Here is a 17,046-nt window from a genome sequence, read left to right as displayed (position 1 = left end):
GCAGGTGTTGTCTACACTCGGCATGTGCCCAGCTCAGAGCGGATATGCAAGTGTCGACACGAACAGGCTGCGCATCAGCATTACCGCCGCGGAACCAACTGTTCGTTGTGCGATTGCCCGCGTTTTCGGCTTCCTGTCGCACCGACGCTCAAACGGTGGTTCGGGAAGTAACGGACGCACTCAAAACAATCCTACCGCCGGATCGGGAGCGTAGAACAGACCGATTCGCTACCATGAGTAGCCTGGATGCAGGCAATATGGACAAATGCGGCTCGGGGACCGTCCGACATTGTTCCGGTAGGAGAGGCGTCATGTCGAACGATGCAGTGCTGGAGAGGCTCGGTACCGGCCTTCGGGTTCTCGAACTCGACCCCATCAGTTACCGACCGCATCCCATTCACAACCACGACCGCATCTGGACCGAGACCAACTGCTACGTCGATCTGTGGATCGAGGTACTGCACTCGCTCGGTGCCGATCCCACTCCGGCGCTCGCATTCGTGCTCAGCGCCGGATGTGACGGACGGCAGTGGGATTTCGTGAAGATCCTGCCCGAGGATCTGCGTGCGCTCTACGGCATCGGCGTGGCCGAGATGAACGTATGGCGACCCGTTCTCGAGCACGTCGTCGAAGGGCTGCTGGACGGCACACTCGTCACGGTGGAGGTCGACGGCTTCTGGCTTCCCGACACCGCAGGCACCAGCTATCGAAATCAGCACACCAAGACCACCATCGTGCCGAATCTCGTCAACCGTGACGAGAAGGTGATGGGCTACTTCCACAACCGGGGTTACTTCGAGCTGACCGGAGCGGACTTCGACGGAGTGTTCAATCTCGCGCCCGAGCCTCACGCCGAGGTGCTGCTGCCGTACGTCGAACAGGTTCGAGTCGACGCGGCCGTGCTCGACGCGGGAGTCGGTGACCGGGACCTCGACGTCGCGCGGGCGCATCTGGCCAGGAGGGCGCCGGGCAATCCCGTCGATGCCCTCGCTCGGCGCATCGTGGCCGACATCCCGCTCGTTCAGACGTCCGGGCCAGACGCCTTTCATCTCTGGTCGTTCGGATTGCTGCGGCAATTCGGTGCCACCGCAGAACTTGCCGCCAACTACGTGCAGTACCTCGAGAACCGCGGGGTACGTGGAGCCGGCGACGCGGCGCAGCATTTCCTCGACGCTGCGTCCGGCGCGAAGGCCGTGCAGTTCCGGATGGCGCGCGCAGCGCGTGGTCGCGCCGTGGTGCTCGACGAACCGCTGAACGACATGAGCAAGAACTGGGCGGCAGCGATGGATATCGTCGTGGGTGCATTGAGCGCGTGATCGATCTGCTCGACGGCATGCCGTGGCGGCTCGCTCGAACCGACGCCGGATCCGTTCTCGACCCCGCCGATCTGCCCGGCGACCTCGAGTGGCTCGACGCCGTGGTGCCCGGCACAGTGGCGAGCGCACTCGGTGACACGAATTGTGATCCGGACGAACACGACTGGTGGTACGTGACCACCGTGCCGACCGGCGATCACTCCGAGGTTCGGCTGACCTTCGGCGGAATCGCGACTCGGGCGCAGATCTGGGTGGACGGTGTTCATCGGCGAACCGTCACGTCGATGTTCGTACCGGAGACTCTCGGGCTGACCGACTGTGGACAGACCGTCACCATTGCCGTCCACGTCGAATCTCTTGCCGCACATCTGAAGACCCGGCGGCCACGTGGTAGGTGGCGATCCTCGATGATCGCTGCACAGGGTCTGCGGCACGAGCGCACGACGATGCTCGGCCGTGCACCGGTGTACGGGCCCGTGCCTGTTCCGGTGGGTCCGTGGCGGCCGGTGTCGATGACGGCGCTGTCGATGGTGGCGGTGTCGAGCCCTCGAGGCGTCGGTCTGTCGACGACGGTGCGCGGCACCGACGGTATCGTCACGGTGCATGCCGAGCTGGATTCCCCGTCGTCGACGCGAATCCTGATCGGGGGCAGCGTATTCGAGCTCGGAGTGGTCGATCGTATCGATGCGACTCTGACGCTGCCGGACGTCGAACTGTGGTGGCCGCACACTCACGGACAGCCCAGAACTTACCGTGTGGCGCTGGAGGTGAACGGGGTGGAATACCCGTTGGGCGACATCGGGTTTCGGACCGTCGTACTCGATCGTTCCGGAGGCGGCGCGCAACTGGTGGTCAACGGTAGCCGGATCTTCTGTCGGGGTGGTACGTGGACTCCACTCGATCCGGTGCGACTGTGGTCGTCGGAGCAGGATCTGCGCGTAGCGTTGGTGCAGCTGCAGTCGGCGGGCGTGAACATGGTGCGTGTGGTCGGCACGATGGTGTACGAGCAAGCCGAGTTCTGGTCTCTGTGTGCGGAACTCGGCATCATGGTGTGGCAGGACGTCATGCTGGGAACCGTCGATCCGCCCACCGACGAGGTGTACATCGCGTCTGTCACCCGAGAGCTCCATGCGTTCGCGGACACCGTCTGCGCCAACCCGGCCCTGATGGTCGTCAGCGGCGGGAGCGAAACGCAGCAGCAACCGACGATGCTGGGTCTCGCGGCCGAGGATCAGCGAATGGACATGCTGGACACCATCGTTCCTGATTTCCTCCTCGAGCGTCTGCCGGACGTCGCATACGTGACGTCGTCTCCGTCCAGTTCGGCCGGTGAGTTGCACACCCACGTGGGCGACGGTATTGCCCATTACTTCGGGGTGGGCGGCTACCTGCGCCCGCTGTCCGACATTCGTACCGCGGGTGTGAGGTTCGCTGCGGAATGCCTGGCCTTCTCCGTTCCTCCCGAACGTGCGCAGGTCGACAGGTTCTTCGGATCCGCCGCGGTGGCCGGGCATCACCCAGAGTGGAAGTCCGCGGTGCCGCGTGATCGCGGGTCGTCCTGGGATTTCGAGGACGTCCGCGATCACTACGTGCGCACTGTCTTCGGTATCGACCCGCACCTTGTGCGGAGGGACGACGCCGAGCTCTACCTGGATTACGGCAGGGCGGCGATCGTCGAGGCTTTCGAGGAAGCAATCGGTCGGTGGCGGCGGGCGTCCTCCGGGTGTGCGGGCGCGCTCGTGCTGACGCTACGAGACACCGTGCCCGGTGCCGGGTGGGGTATCACCGACTCCACCGGCGCACCGAAGGCACCGTTCTACGCGCTCGCGAGGGCCAGCTCGCCGACCGCAATACTGTTGTGCGACAACGGTCTCGACGGCTATTCGATGGAGCTCGTCAACGACGGGCCGGCCCGATCGGGCACACTGCGCGTCAAACTGCACACCGCACGCGGCGTGCAGCAGTTCGAGCGGTCGGTATCGGTCGACTCGAACGGCTCGACCGAATTGACGGTGGACTCCATCGTGGGATCGTTCACCGATGCCAACCACGCCTACCGATTCGGCAGTCGGACGTACTCGGCGATCACGGTCGTGTTCGAGACCGACGACGGAGTCGAGGTGGCCAGGAACACTGCACTCGTCGGTGAGCAGAGTCGACAGAACACGGTGGGCCTGAACGCGAGTGCCGTCGATGCCGGAGCCGGGACGTGGGAGCTCACGGTGTCCTCGGAGTGGGCCGCGCAGTACGTCTGCGTCGATGTCGACGGCTTCGACGCGTCCGATTCGTGGTTCCATCTCGCGCCGAACGAACAGCGCACCATCACACTCGTCAACCGAGGCACAGGGAAGCCGAGGGGACACGTCCGGGCCTTGAATTCCGTCGAACGGGCGTCGGTGGCACCGAGGGTCGTGAGTGGAACTTCGTAGTGGGCTACGAAGTTCCGTGCACGTGCCGCTAGCGGCTCACGCTGAATTTGCCTCGGGCATAACCGACTCCCGCGGCCCCGACGCTGGCGACCACAGCCATCGCGCCCCACACCCGCGCCGGGTTGCCCCGAGCAGCCGCACTCGTCTCACGGCCGACGGCACGAGGCAGCACCTTGGCGGTGTAGGCCCGTTCGGAGGACAGTGCGTCGCCCGCTCCGATCAAGCGGGCGATCGCGGCCTTGGAGACGCCCTCGGCGTAGCTGCGAGTGATGAGGTAGCGGGGTCGCGTCCGATCGGCACTGACGGTGTGGTCGACGACGATCGAGGGATCGAACACGATCTGCGCATCGGGATGCGTCTGGCGCAGTCGAATACACAGTTCCGTCTCCTCGCACCCGAGCGGAACGCGGCCGATCCGGCCGATTCCGGAGACGAAGCCACCGAGTTCGACGACCGGCGCGCGGCGGAACGACATGTTCGCGCCCATGAGATTACGGACCTGAGCGGTTTCCGTCGGCTGCCCGCGGTAGGTGCACCCGACGACCCAATCGAGTTCGCCGGGTTCACCCACTACCTCGGCCGGTAAGAAGGCCGGACGCTTGTCCGGCCATACCGGGTATGCAGAGCCCCCAACGGCGTACACGGCATCGTCCGAGTAATGGGACAGAAGGGCACCGAGCCATTCTGTCGTGCGTGGGGACGCGTCGTCGTCCAAGAAGACGACGATGTCACCCGTGGCGAGGTCGAGGGAGGTGTTCCGTGCCCCCGACAGTCCGCGTGGGTGGCTGTTCTCGACCACGTTCACAGTGTCGCTCAGCGGCACGAATTCGGCCCGCGCGCGCTCGGCAAGCTGCTCGTTGTGGTCGATGACGAGAATCAACTCGTCGGCAGCGGCGCTCTGATCGAGAACGGCACGGACGGCAGTGCACAGTTCGGACCATCGAGCCAGCGTGTACGCACAGATGACGACCGAGGAAGTCGGCAGACTCACGCCGTTCTCTCGCGGAGCTCGATGACCTCGCCGAACGACTCCATGACCTCGAACTCCAGGTCCATGTCGGTGCGGGCGTCGATCGACTCACGCGACGGGCGAGCGATGTGCTTGCGGGAGATTCTGCGGGCGCGCATGCGCTCGGTCATCAGAGTGCGCAGCACCCGGAAGCCATCGGAGAAGGTGCGCAGGTTGCTCTGGCCGTAGATGCGAGCCAGCTCGACACTGGGCACTTCTTCGATCCGTACGGCCGCCTCGGCGAAGCGGCAGTTGATGATGGTCTCGATCTCGAATCCATCACCCCACAGCATCATTCCCTCGCTACCCGGCTGATCGACCACGGGCAGATCCAGGACCGGCACCAGGTCGCGCCAGAAAGCGTTGTAGCCGTAGCAGAGATCCGAGAAGCGGGTGCCGAACAGCGTGTTGGCCACCAGGTGCAGACCGCCGTTGCCGGCGCGTCGCAGCGGCGTGATGTCGTGGCTGCCGCCGCCCTCGCAGAACCGGCTGCCCTTGGCGAAGTCGGCACCGGCGATCAGGGTGTCGACGAACCGGGGAATCTCGGCAGCGTCGGCAGAGCCGTCCGCGTCGAACATGACGATGATGTCGCCGGTGGCAGCTTCGAAGCCGCAGGCGAGCGCGTTGCCCTTGCCCTTGCGGGTCTGCTGGATGATCCGGATGTCGCTGCGAATCTCACGTGCGGCGTCGATGGTTCCGTCGGTGGACCCACCGTCGACCAGCACGAGTTCGTAGTCGTGAGACAACAGGGGGAGTACGTGGCGAAGGTTCGCAGCCTCGTTGAGAGTCGGGATGACGACACTGACGCGGGGATTCTGACGATTCAACATATCCATTCCAGATGTTCGAGTTCGGTGGGCACTAGCTGATCGAGCTACTGCAGCTGTCTGACCGATGCGACACGACCCCCGCCGAGTTCGCACGTAGGTTTCGATGGGATTGATCTACCCGTCCAACCCACTGTCTTTTCCTGACTAGAAGCTTAAAAGAAGCCATGAGATTGTCAAGCTGCACATAAACGTACTCGAAGAATGTTTGCGGTGCCAGCTAATCAGAGTGATGTCGCTTACGCTCGTACGCGGTGCTCACGACCCGACGCAGGTGCGACCGACTCGTTGCGTGGGTCGGAAATCGGCGTGCTGTGCTCGGTACCGTCACCGGCAGACAGGTCCCTGATCCACCTGACGAGGGGCACCAACAGAACCACCGCACCGAAGGCCTCGGCCGCCAGATAGGACCAGCCGATCCCGGCGATGCCCAAGCTCGGGGACAACGTCAACGACCCGGTGACGATGATGATGGTGGCCGCGATCTGGACGAGCACCGCGAGCCGCATTCGACGCCGGACTCTGGCAAGACCGTCGTACAGGGCCCCGATGACGGACAGCGGGATGGTCACGGCGGCGAGGTGGACGATGATGGTCCCGTTTTCCCGATAGTCGGGGCCGACGATGCCCAGACCGAACGGTGCGACGACTGCGAGAAAGAACGACCCGCCCGCTGCGACGACGCACAACAGGCCGATGAAGCGTTTGGCCAGCTTGGAGAACTGCTCGGGATGTGCGGCCGCCTCCGCGACGAAGGGGCCGACCAGTACCCCGATCAACACGTACATGGCGCTGACGATGGACCAGGTCAGTGAGAAGTAGGCATTCTGCTCGGCACCCAGCGTGCTCACCACGATGATCGGGATCATCAACGGTGCCAACGTTCCCAAGGCAGTGATGCCGTACGCCGATCCGAAATAGGACCACAGCTCTTTACGCGGTGGCAGGTTCGGTGCGAGCTGGTACCGCGGATCGGTGCCGAGCTTCTTTCCGAACGCGCGGAACAGCACGATCGCCGCGACGGCTGCTGGTACCGCCCACGCCGCGATGATGGTGAAACTACGGCCGGTTTCGTACGTGACGGCCAGGACCGCCAACTTCACGACCGCGTGGAAAACATTCTTGGCCGCCGCCCAACGGGCGAAGCCCAGCCCGGACGACGTCTGATCCTGCAGCGCGAACACGGCCAGTACGCCGACGAAGATCGGGAACGTCGCGATCTCGGTCGTGGTGGTGAACAACTCGTCCACCGGTGCCACGACCAAGAACGCGCATCCCAGGATCAGCGCCAGCGACAGCACGGCAGCGTAGCCGCGAAGGACGTAGGACTTGGCCCGCACGCCCGCGGTGGGCAAGAACCGCTCGTACATCGAGCCGAGACTCAGATTGGACAGCGTCGCGATCATCACCGCCGACGCGATCACCGCCGATGCACTGCCGACCTCTTCGACGGGGAACAACCGGCCCGCCACGGCCCAGAAGGCCAGACCGAGCCCGCCGGTGGCAATGGTGGAGAACATCATTGCGAACGAGTTCAGTGCGAGATTGCGGCCGGCAGGCTTGGAGCCGGCAACGGCCGTGCCCGACGCCTCGGCCGCGGTGAACATCGGGTCCCCGTCGGAGATCGAGTCGGCTGCAGGCAGCTGTCCGGAGGTTCGCGCGGGCACGGCCGCGAACTCTGGTGGCACCGCGTGAAAAGGCACGGTGCGGCTGTTGAAGCCCATGTCCCATCGGACCTGCTCGACGGGGTAGTAGGTGATCTTGTCGAGTCGGCCGTGATCGGGCGGGGGTACCCGGCGAGCGCGATGTTTCACAACGGAGTCCAGTTCACCTTCACAGGTGGGTCCTGCGGTTCGATGTCGACTCCCAGTGCAGTACCGATCGTCTGCAGCATCTCGGCCCTGACCGTGTCGCGAACATCTCGTCCGAACAAGGTGTGATCACCGTCCGCGAACGCCTTCACCACGGGTGAATGCGTGGTCTCGGCCCGGCGGCGCAAGCGATGCAGGCTCTCGGGGCCACGGTTGTCGAGGAACCACTGCTTGTCGTCCGGCACGAGCAGCACGGACGCGTCGACTCCCTGGCGCTGCAGTTCGCCCAACGAGATTTCGGGAACCTGGATCCAGCCACGACGGCCGAGCTCGAGCCACAGTCGGTACGGCATCCGGGGTTGCGACCAGTTCTTGAAGCGAACCGCGGCCGTGTGTGCGCGGTCGAGTGCGATCGCGGTCAATCCCTGCTTCTGGGCAATAGTGGATCTCTTGGTGAAATCGACACGCCGCGTTGTCCATTCGCGCATATTGATCAGGATCGCCGAATTCAGGCCCTCGCGGTGGGCGGCGAAACCGGCGTACCACGCACCCGAGCACAAACCTGCGGCGACGATCTTGTTCGGCGCTGTTCCCACGGACCGGACGGCGCACAGTGCGTCGTCGTCGCCGAGTTCGCTGTAGAGCGTGGGTGCGTCGTCGGCACCGACGTCTCCACTTTCTCCCGTACCGCGACGGTCGAAACGGACCGAGGTGATGCCCGCCGTCGCGAGGGTGCGGGCCAACTCGACCCACAGCCGTACCGGTCCGACCCGGTGCTCGTACGCGGTGCCGTACATGACCACGGCAGGACCGCCGGTCGTCGTGGCCACCGCGGTGGTGCGGATGGAGAACAGCTCGTCGTCACCGAGCCGCTCGATGGTTTCGACGACGTCGCCCCGGGGAGTCGAGACCACGGCGGAACGTCGAATCGGAACGGTGACCGGCGTGGTCGTCGATGCGAACGTGGCCTGTACCCAGCGCGCGATCACGTCGATGTCCGGACGCGGAATGACCACGTCCCAGGCGGGTGGCTCGAGGAATGCGTCGTGATTGCGCAGCGTGTGCTCGTCCGCCTGCTGCGCGGACACGAGTCTGCGCACAGGTGCGGCGTCGCCACGTTCGCTGCGGGTGGCAACCAGTACCGGGCAGTCGAGCCGTTCCAGTTTCGACGAATCCAGGGTCGAGAATTCGGCGGCCACACCGGCATGCAGGACCGCGCCGACGATGGACACTCGCGGGTCCGACTCGTCGTCTCGCGCCACGGTCATCGAATACAGGGCGCGCTGTTCCCGAAGATACGAGCGGCCACTGACGACCGGATCCCAGAACACCATGCCCGTCAGAGGACCGCACCGATCCGCCACGGATGCCGCGAGCAGCGAGCCGGCCCGCAGACCCACGACCGCAACATCGCGAACACCGCACTGCCGAACGAAATCGACCGCTGTGACCACACTGCGCTGCCACTGCTCGACGATGCCATCGTCGTCCTGAGCGCCGGACGAGTCGCCCGTTCCCGGATAGTCGAAGCGCAGTACGAGCAGGCCTCGCGCGCACAGGCGCTGCGCCAGGAGGACCAGACCGCGGTACGAGTCGACCTGCTCCTTGCCGAGCGGCGGTGCCAGTACGACGGCACCGCGGGCAACCGATCCCTCGGGAACGTGCACGGCACCGAGCAGCGGCGATGTTGCCGACCCGAACCAGGTCGACTGTCTGCCCGGTACGCCTGCCTCGGTGGTCAGTAGCTGTTCCAGCTCGTCGGTACGGTGGTCGGCGGACTCGGATGTCGCCGTATTCGTGGTGTTCACAGCGCGCTCCGATCGCTGGTAGGGATATCGACGTCGGCTACCGACGTCACGAACGAAGCGACCTCGGCCACTTGTCTCGGTCGATACCGTGGGTCCGCAACAGCGCCAGCGCAATACGCTCCATGCCGAAGCCGACACACGCACTGTGCGCAGGTTCGCCGTCGGCGGTGCTGATGTCGAAGGTGTGGCCGAAGTGATCGCGATGGCAGTTGCACGAGACCACGGCCGTGCCGTCGTCCAGGTCTCCGTACAGCCGCACGACCAACTCGGTCTTGAGGTTCTCGTTGCGTTGATTGGCCGCGAGCATGCGACCTGCCCGACCGAAGAACGGATCGTTGGCGATCACCGCTTCTGCCTCGAGACCCAGATCGGCCAGTACCTCCAGGCCGCGCTGCACCCACCTCTCCCGGTGGGCGACGGCGTCGTCCGGAGTTCCGACTCGCACGATCTCGTGCATCCGGAAGGCCTGCATGCGAGCCGGGTCGACGGCGGGCTCGTGCCGAAAGCAGTACCCGTAGATGTCGTACGTCGTGCCACCGGCGGGGAGTACGGACGGCAACATCGAATACGACGGGTGACATGCCGCGGACACCAGCATCGTCCCGGCCGACTCGAGGTGGTGATCCCAGTCCTTGCCCTCGGAGCGATCGGCGAGCAGTGCGGCATGGGCCTTGTTGTCGCCGTCGAACGTGTTGATGGCACCGGTGAGATTGGGGAACGACGCGATGTAGTCGGTCTTCTCGAATGCTTCCCGTGGGAAGACCGGTGGGAAGCGGAACCTGGGCACACTCGATCCGTGCTCCGACGCGCTCGCAGCCACGACGCGACGGTCGATCGATTCGATGATGTCCTCGAACTCACCCGACCGGCCGTACAGACCGGGTACCGACGACGGAATCAGCAAGCCGGCATCGACGAGCTCGTGCCTGAATTCGCTGCGCGCCGAGTCCAGTTCGGAGGTCTTGTCCTGTGTCTGGGTCATCATTTGCCTTTGTAGAGAAGCGCGAGTTGAGAGTTGTGCGCGAGGATGCGTTCGTTGCTGACCATGATCGCCGAGCCGTGCGCGTCGCGGAGGTGCCGTCCGATGCTGAAGTCGCCGTCTTCTCGGTACCCGGAGATGCCGCAGATCTGCATCGCCTTGCCGACGATGTCGATGACGAGAGTCGACGCCGTCACCTTGACGTTGTTGATCTTGACGGCGAAACCGATGGAACCCAGTTCCTCGGGAGAATCTGCGATGGCCTCGAACTTTGCCGCTGCGCCGAACACCGTATCGACGAGTTGCTCGTGAGCCACGAACAACTCGGCCAGTCGCAGGGCGGAAGGAGGAGTGACGCCGGGGGTCTTGCTCGCGGCTTTGCGGACGAACTTGCGCGACTTGGACACGGCTGCATCGGCGATGCCGAGCCAGGCCGAGGCCCACAACACATGGGCAACCGGAAGCATTGTCTGCGACGATATCTCGCCGTAGTTGTCGCGCAGGATGCTTGACCGGTCGGCAACGGCGTCGAGCTGGAAGCCCGGGCTGCAGGTGCCACGAAACCCGAGAGTGTCCCAGTTGCTGGTGCGCTCGAGGGTGACGTCGGGCTTCTGGCACACCACCAGAACCTGATCGCTCGGCGGGCTGTCCACCGTGCGCCGCGCCGTCGCGAGAACGATCTCGGCGTATTCGCCGTACGAGATCACCGGTGCGGTCTTGGCCAGGTGGATCCGGTCTCCGTCGTACTCGACCGCGCAGCTGCTCGAACGCACGTCGCCGCCGATGTTGATCTCCGTCGTCGCCGACGCGACGAGCGGTTGATCGGCTGCGATCCGGCGCAGCAATGCGTCGGATGTGGGGGTGCCGCCGTGCCTGACAATGCTCAGAATTTGAGACTGGTGCATGACGAAAATCATTGCCGTCGAAGCGCATTCAGCACCGAGGTCGCGCGCGACCCGGGCGAGCGCGGTGAGGGACAGGCCACCGCCGCCGAGCGCCGTCGGTATTGCGGCGGCGAACAGATTTGCCGAGCGCAGAGCGTCGACGGACTCGGCGGGAAACCTTCCCTCGCGGTCGACCTCGGCCGCGAACGTGCGGAGTGTCTTGAGGACATCGGTGAGGGGCAGTTGCGCGGGGCGACTGTCGGACGTGACCGTCATGGACGTCAGCCCGCGAGTTGTGCGACAGCTGCAGCGATCGCGTCGATACTCGCGAAGGTGGACTTCTGCAGCATCGAGTCTGGGAACTCGATGTCGAACTCGTCCTCGAGGCCGATCATGACATTGACACTCGCGTGCGAGGTCAAGCCACTGTCGTAGAGATCGGAAGCGGAGTCGATGTCCGACGCGGCAACCGGCATCTTGCCGAGCTTGTCCAGCACGTCCCGAATGCGTGCGTCGAACTGCGTACTGAGCGTTTCCATCGTCACGGACCTCCACCGATCGCTTGGGTGCGAGACCGGGCGGCCTCGCAAGTCGTACGGGCCGACCGAAAATATTTCGACCCGCAGTCTCCCCAGACCCGGTTAAACAATATCTCAGATTGTTTGATGCCGATACCGCAGACCGAGTGCAAGTTTCGTGACCTACGTCCCGCATGTCGGTTTTCGGCCCGTTTGCTCGATTCGGTCACGGCGAGCGTGCGTACGATAGGAACCGATCGTCTGTTCATACGGAAGCAATCGAAGGACAACACTCGATGGGACCAGTCTGCGGCGTGGCCGTGGAATCGGACGCCCTGCGCATCGCCTACGCCGATGGTGACCGCCGCGTCGTCGAGTCCGTCGATCTCCAGCTCACCGATCCGGGCCGTGCACTGCACGACCTGTCCGATCGAATCGGTGCGCGCGGCCCCTTCGACTCCGTCGTCGTCACCGGTCGCGAGGCTCGCACCCTGCGCCACACGGATTTCACGGCCTCGATAGGCCTCGCGGTGCCCGTCGAGACGGTGGACGAGCACTGCGCACTGCTCGCGTTCGTGCGTTCGCTCGACACCCTCGCCGACGCGACGAACGTGCTGGTGCTCGACCTCGGCAAGCACGGAACGTCGGCCTTCGTCATGAACACCGCCGAAGAAACCGTCGGGTGGTACGACCGAACCGACTCGTTCGGCGGCGAACGCCTCGACGACGTGGTGCAGAGCGTGGTGATGACCAAGGGAATCCTGCCGGAACCGGAAGGGCCCGAGGGTGTCGCGTCCTATCGCACGTTCTTCCGAGAGCTGCGAGAGCTGCTGACCACGTCGGCCGGTGTGCGCGCACCCAACAACGGCCCGATGATCCTCGAACGCGACGAGTTCGAGGCGGTCGCCACCCCACTGATCGACGACATGCTCGAGTGGGTCGGTCCCCAGACTCCCGACGCGGTCGTGCTGTTGGGAGGAGTGGCCAACAGCCCCCTCGTCCAACGGCGGGTTCGCGCCACCTGGCCGGTGCCCCTCACCGTCCACGACTCGGTGTCGCCGGTTGCCGAGGGCGCGCTGATCAGGGCTGAAGTCGGGTCGCGACAGGTCTTTGATCCGGTAGTCGAACCTTCGCCGGTAGTGGAGACCTCGCCGGTAGTGGAGACCTCTTCGATAGTAGAACCCACGCCGGTAGTGGACTCGGAGTCGCCGTCCGAAGTGGAGCCGGAGCTCGCTCGGGAGGACCCATCGGCACAACGAGTCCATGGTGCCGGTCGCCGCGGGGTCGCTGCGATTCCGATGTCGTACCTGTCGACTCTTTCGGACCGGCAGTGGACGCGGCAGGCAGTACTCAAGGTCGGCGCAGTGGCGGTGTCGGTCGGAGTAGTGGTGGTCGCGCTGATGTTCGCGCTCTTCGCCGATTTCGACAATGCGCCCAGATCTGTGATCAATACCGACCCAGGTTTCGAGGCGACTCTCGCCGAGATCGCGCCCCCGGTCACCGACGCACCTCCCCCCGACCAACCGGCTGCGGCGGGACCGACCGCACTGACGTACGAGCAGCTCTACGTCGAGCAATACTCGTACACCGGTGAGATGTACCAGCCTCCCGGCGGTGCGTCCGACATCGGCTCGGGCTTCATCGACACCGAGGCAGAACGAGCAGGCCCGTAGGCACCCTTTAGTGCAGCTCGCCGCGAGACGGTACCGTGTGCGGGTGGACTCCCGATGGGGCGTTCACCGAAACCGCCGAACGAAATGAGGCCGACGATCGTGACTGTGCTGCTTGGGGTGTCCATGGGGACCCGAGCCGTGCGCACGGCGCAGCCCAGAGCCGACCAGTTCGGAGCCTCCGGCGACACCTCGTCCGCCCTGGTCACCGACGCCGAGCGGCCACTGTTCTTCCGCAACGAGCTCATCGACAGCGCCACCGGCGACCTCCCGCACCTGGCCGCCGAATCCATCGGTGCCGCTGCCGAAGTCGAACCCGAACTCTCCACCGGCATCGCCTACCGGGATCCGCGTCAGGCCGAGGCGCTGCGCGCCGCCTTCGCCGGTGCCCACCTGCAGAACTACCACCTGGTCCCCGAGGTCGAGGCCGTCGTGGAATACCTCGCCGTCACCGGTGAGGCGCGAGGTGCCGGCTCTGTTGCCCTGTTCGACCTCGGTAGTTCGGGACTGACCGTCAGCGTCGTCGACCTGACCGCGCGCACGGTGACTGCATCCCAGCGTTCCGGTTCCTACAGCGGTGACCTGATCGACGCGTACGTACGCAACAATCAGCTCCAGCGCCTCGGTAAGTCGGCGACCGACCCCGACATTGCGTTGTTCGAGAAGCGCTGCCGCATCGCCAAGGAACGTCTGTCCACTCAGGACGCCGTGTGCCTGCCCGACGCCAGCGGGATGATCCTGCTGTCCCGGGAGAACTTCGAACTGCTGATCACGGACCTGCTCGACGAGGCGATCGAGTTCGCCCGCGAGGTCATGATCGGTGCCAACGTGCCCATCGACGCGGTCGTGTTGATCGGTGGTGGCGCACGCATGCCCATCGTCCAGCAGCGCGTGGGCCCATTGCTCGAACTGCCCTCGATCGTGCCGACCGAGCCCGAGACGGTGGCCGCACGTGGGGCAGCGCTGGCGGCTCGTCCGAATTCGCGCACCAGAACCGCACCGGACCGGACCGCGCGCGACGCGCAGGCACCTGTGCCGAGACGTCGACACACGGACAGCGCTGCTGGCGTCTCGCCGGCTCCGGTGGCACCGCCCGTGCCGGTAGTGCCGTCTGCACCTGAGCCGATGATGCCTGCGCGTTCGGAGTCGCAGCACGCCGCACCGCCGGTGGCCACGCCGAGTTCCACTCGTCCCGTCCCGGCACGTCCGTGGATCGCTGCCGCCTCGGTTACCGAATCTGCTTCTGCCGCAACCGGTTTCGAGTCCTCGAAGTTCGCCGACGCGCCCGCCGATATCCCCGAGCCGATGGCCGTGGAGGCTCAGTCTTCGTCGGAACCGACTGCGGTGCACGGCATTTCCGAGGACAGCGTGGGTGAAGTCTCTGCTGTCGCAGTGGAAGCGCCTGCAGCGCAGCCGGTGTCGCAGACGTCCACCCCCCATGCTGCCACCGATACCGATACCGATACCGATACCGATACCGATACCGCCGCCGACATCGGCGAGGACGGTAAGCCCGTTCCGTTCCAGCTGAAGAACATCTACTGGCTCGACGCCGATTACGACGACGACGACGGTGAAGACGATCGCACTCGCGCACGGCGCAGGCTGCGTACCGGTGGGGTGCTCGCGTTCTGCGCGGCAGCGGTGGTCGCCGTGTCCGGCTTCATGTTCACCCACCAGAACTCCCCGCAGGTCGTCGACACCTCGGTCAGTCGGGATCAGACCGATACTCCGGTGGTCACCACGGTGCCGACGACGACGCCGCCTGCTCCCGTCCTGTTGCCGCCGCCTGCGCCGGAACCGACCACGACTGTGGAGCCGACGACCGAGGAGCCGGAAACCACGTGGGAACCGCCGGTGACGACCACCGAGACCACGACGGTCGAGCCGCCACCGGCACCGGTCGAGTCCGTTCCGCCCGTCACGACGCAGCAACCGCCACCGCTGATTCCGGGCTTCCCGGACTTCACGTTGCCGGGCTTCCCCCCGATCGTGCCGCCGGCCCCCTGATCGGGCTTACTTGTCCGCGTTCGTGTTTCGCGGCCTGATGTGTTCGAAGATCAGGATGGTCTCCGTCGCTGCAACGGCAGGGTCGGCGCTGAGATTCTCGACGACGAAATCGCGCAGAGTAGCGGTGTCGACCGTCGCCACATGCACCAGGAAGTCGTCGGCCCCGGCAATGAAGTAGATGTTCAGCGTCTCCTTTCTGGACGCGATCTTCGAACCGAATTCGCTGATCCGCCGTCGAGCATCCGCTTGCAGCCGAACCGAGATCATGGCCTGAATTCCCTGCCCAAGGGCCTCGGGGTCGATGTCGGCGTGGAAGCCGCGGATGACGCCGCGTTCGACGAGCGCGCGAACCCGGGTCAGGGCCGTGGACGGCGCAATCCCTGCCGCGGCCGCCAGCGCATTGTTCGGTGTGCGCGCGTCTCGCCGCAGTTCGTCGAGCAGAATGTGGTCGATTCGGTCCAGGGCGACGGACCGAACATCATTCGATCGAGCCCCCTCATCGACCGGCTGAAATGAATTATCTGCACCCATAGCCGGATGATACAGAATTTTGTTCACATCCATTGCAGCAATTCCGCACATAATTCATAGTTGGCGTACCCACGGAGCGTCGCTTCGGTCACCGCCACTGCAGGAGGACGTCATGAAAATCGGAATTCCACGCGAGATCAAGAACCACGAATACCGGGTGGCCATCACCCCGGCAGGCGTGCACGAACTTGTCTCGCGAGGACACGAAGTGATCATCGAAACCGAGGCCGGCGCCGGTTCGTCGTTCACCGATACCGATTACAAAGCCGCAGGCGCGCAGATTTTCACCGACGCCGGTGCCGTCTGGGACGCGGCCGATCTCCTGCTCAAGGTCAAAGAACCCATCGCCGAGGAGTATTCACGCCTGCGCAAGGGCCAGGTGCTGTTCACTTACCTGCACCTCGCGGCGTCCAGGGCCTGCACCGACGCGTTGCTGGCGTCGGGCACCACGTCCATTGCCTACGAAACCGTCACTGCCGCAGACGGATCGCTGCCCCTGCTCGCGCCGATGAGCGAAGTTGCCGGCCGGCTGGCACCACAGGCCGGGGCCTACCACCTGATGTCGAGCGAGGGCGGCCGCGGTGTACTGATGGGTGGCGTACCGGGAGTGCGTCCCGCCAACGTCGTCGTGATCGGAGCCGGCGTCTCCGGAAAGAACGCCACCGCAATCGCTTTCGGTATGCACGCCGACGTCACCGTGCTGGATCTCGATGTCCGGGCACTGCGCGCGATCGACGATCAGTACCGCGGTGCCGTCAAGACAGTGGTGTCGAACGCGTACGAACTCGAACAGGCTGTGCTGTCTGCCGATCTGGTCATCGGAGCGGTACTCGTTCCCGGAGCGAAAGCGCCGAAGCTCGTGTCGAACAGCCTGGTTCAGCGCATGAAGCCGGGCTCGGTTCTGGTCGACATCGCCATCGATCAGGGCGGCTGCTTCGAGGACTCGGTGGCCACCACCCACGCCGACCCCACCTACAAGGTGCACGACTCGGTGTTCTACTGCGTGGCCAACATGCCCGGAGCCGTGCCCCGCACCTCGACGTACGCGCTCACCAACGCCACCCTGCCCTACGTGGTTGCCCTCGCCGACAAGGGTTGGGAAGCTGCCTGCGCCGCGGATCCCGGTCTGAAAGCGGGCCTGAGCACCCATGAGGGTGAGCTGTTGTCTGCGACCGTTGCGGCGGCCTTCGCCTGACCGAGCGGCTTCGCCGCACGTGCACGAAAGATCGGTGCCTGCTACGAGTTTTCACTCAC

13 protein-coding genes are annotated in these 17,046 nt (G+C 65.0%); 5 read left to right on the top strand and 8 right to left on the bottom strand.

Annotated features, from left to right (window positions below; all coding sequences use genetic code 11):
- The first annotated feature begins 311 nt into the window (after positions 1 to 311).
- Together E4P29_RS07265 and E4P29_RS07260 are read left to right on the top strand one after the other, a co-directional pair.
- Positions 312 to 1,316, top strand: a complete 1,005-nt coding sequence (locus E4P29_RS07265; protein WP_135043202.1) for a DUF1839 family protein — start codon at positions 312 to 314, stop codon at positions 1,314 to 1,316.
- A complete protein-coding gene (locus tag E4P29_RS07260; protein WP_135043200.1) occupies positions 1,313 to 3,745 on the top strand; it encodes a glycoside hydrolase family 2 protein in 2,433 nt (810 codons plus the stop codon). The genes E4P29_RS07265 and E4P29_RS07260 overlap by 4 nt, the downstream gene beginning before the upstream one ends.
- Positions 3,746 to 3,773: 28 nt before the next feature.
- Here E4P29_RS07260 and E4P29_RS07255 read toward each other — a convergent pair whose 3' ends face one another.
- The 7 genes from E4P29_RS07255 to E4P29_RS07225 form a co-directional block, all read right to left on the bottom strand.
- Positions 3,774 to 4,736, bottom strand: coding sequence for a glycosyltransferase family 2 protein (locus tag E4P29_RS07255; RefSeq protein ID WP_135043198.1), 963 nt, complete (start codon positions 4,734 to 4,736; stop codon positions 3,774 to 3,776).
- Entirely contained in the window at positions 4,733 to 5,590 is an 858-nt protein-coding gene (locus tag E4P29_RS07250; protein ID WP_135043196.1) for a glycosyltransferase family 2 protein, read from the bottom strand. The genes E4P29_RS07255 and E4P29_RS07250 overlap by 4 nt, the downstream gene beginning before the upstream one ends.
- Before the next feature lie 230 nt (positions 5,591 to 5,820).
- Positions 5,821 to 7,395 (bottom strand): lipopolysaccharide biosynthesis protein, encoded by a 1,575-nt coding sequence (locus tag E4P29_RS07245; protein WP_209205325.1) that lies wholly within the window; start codon positions 7,393 to 7,395, stop codon positions 5,821 to 5,823.
- Positions 7,392 to 9,200 carry an alpha/beta fold hydrolase gene (locus E4P29_RS07240; RefSeq protein ID WP_135043194.1) on the bottom strand — a complete coding sequence of 603 codons (1,809 nt, stop codon included), beginning with the start codon at positions 9,198 to 9,200 and terminating at the stop codon, positions 7,392 to 7,394. The genes E4P29_RS07245 and E4P29_RS07240 overlap by 4 nt, the downstream gene beginning before the upstream one ends.
- Positions 9,201 to 9,246: 46 nt before the next feature.
- Positions 9,247 to 10,182, bottom strand: a complete 936-nt coding sequence (locus tag E4P29_RS07235; protein WP_167735405.1) for an amino acid--[acyl-carrier-protein] ligase — start codon at positions 10,180 to 10,182, stop codon at positions 9,247 to 9,249.
- On the bottom strand, positions 10,182 to 11,339 hold the full coding sequence (locus E4P29_RS07230) for an acyl-CoA dehydrogenase family protein (protein WP_135043191.1): 1,158 nt from the start codon (positions 11,337 to 11,339) through the stop codon (positions 10,182 to 10,184). The genes E4P29_RS07235 and E4P29_RS07230 overlap by 1 nt, the downstream gene beginning before the upstream one ends.
- A gap of 5 nt (positions 11,340 to 11,344) precedes the next feature.
- Positions 11,345 to 11,602 carry an acyl carrier protein gene (locus E4P29_RS07225; protein WP_027495629.1) on the bottom strand — a complete coding sequence of 86 codons (258 nt, stop codon included), beginning with the start codon at positions 11,600 to 11,602 and terminating at the stop codon, positions 11,345 to 11,347.
- Between the two features lie 275 nt (positions 11,603 to 11,877).
- Here E4P29_RS07225 and E4P29_RS07220 point away from each other — a divergent pair, with 275 nt between their 5' ends.
- A complete protein-coding gene (locus E4P29_RS07220) occupies positions 11,878 to 13,254 on the top strand; it encodes a hypothetical protein (RefSeq protein ID WP_135043189.1) in 1,377 nt (458 codons plus the stop codon).
- A 99-nt stretch (positions 13,255 to 13,353) separates the two neighbouring features.
- On the top strand, positions 13,354 to 15,261 hold the full coding sequence (locus E4P29_RS07215) for an Hsp70 family protein (protein ID WP_167735404.1): 1,908 nt from the start codon (positions 13,354 to 13,356) through the stop codon (positions 15,259 to 15,261).
- Between the two features lie 6 nt (positions 15,262 to 15,267).
- On the opposite strand, the gene E4P29_RS07210 is transcribed toward E4P29_RS07215, so the two are convergent.
- On the bottom strand, positions 15,268 to 15,792 hold the full coding sequence (locus tag E4P29_RS07210; RefSeq protein WP_209205324.1) for an Lrp/AsnC family transcriptional regulator: 525 nt from the start codon (positions 15,790 to 15,792) through the stop codon (positions 15,268 to 15,270).
- A gap of 112 nt (positions 15,793 to 15,904) precedes the next feature.
- On the opposite strand from E4P29_RS07210, the gene ald reads away from it, so the two are divergent.
- Positions 15,905 to 16,987, top strand: a complete 1,083-nt coding sequence (gene ald / locus E4P29_RS07205) for an alanine dehydrogenase (RefSeq protein WP_135043187.1) — start codon at positions 15,905 to 15,907, stop codon at positions 16,985 to 16,987.
- Positions 16,988 to 17,046: the final 59 nt, after the last annotated feature.

This window comes from Rhodococcus sp. 1R11 (genome assembly GCF_004563845.1).
Taxonomy (GTDB): Bacteria; Actinomycetota; Actinomycetes; order Mycobacteriales; family Mycobacteriaceae; genus Rhodococcoides.
Note: the sequence above shows the minus strand (reverse complement) of the source record. Positions and strands in the feature narration are given on the sequence as shown.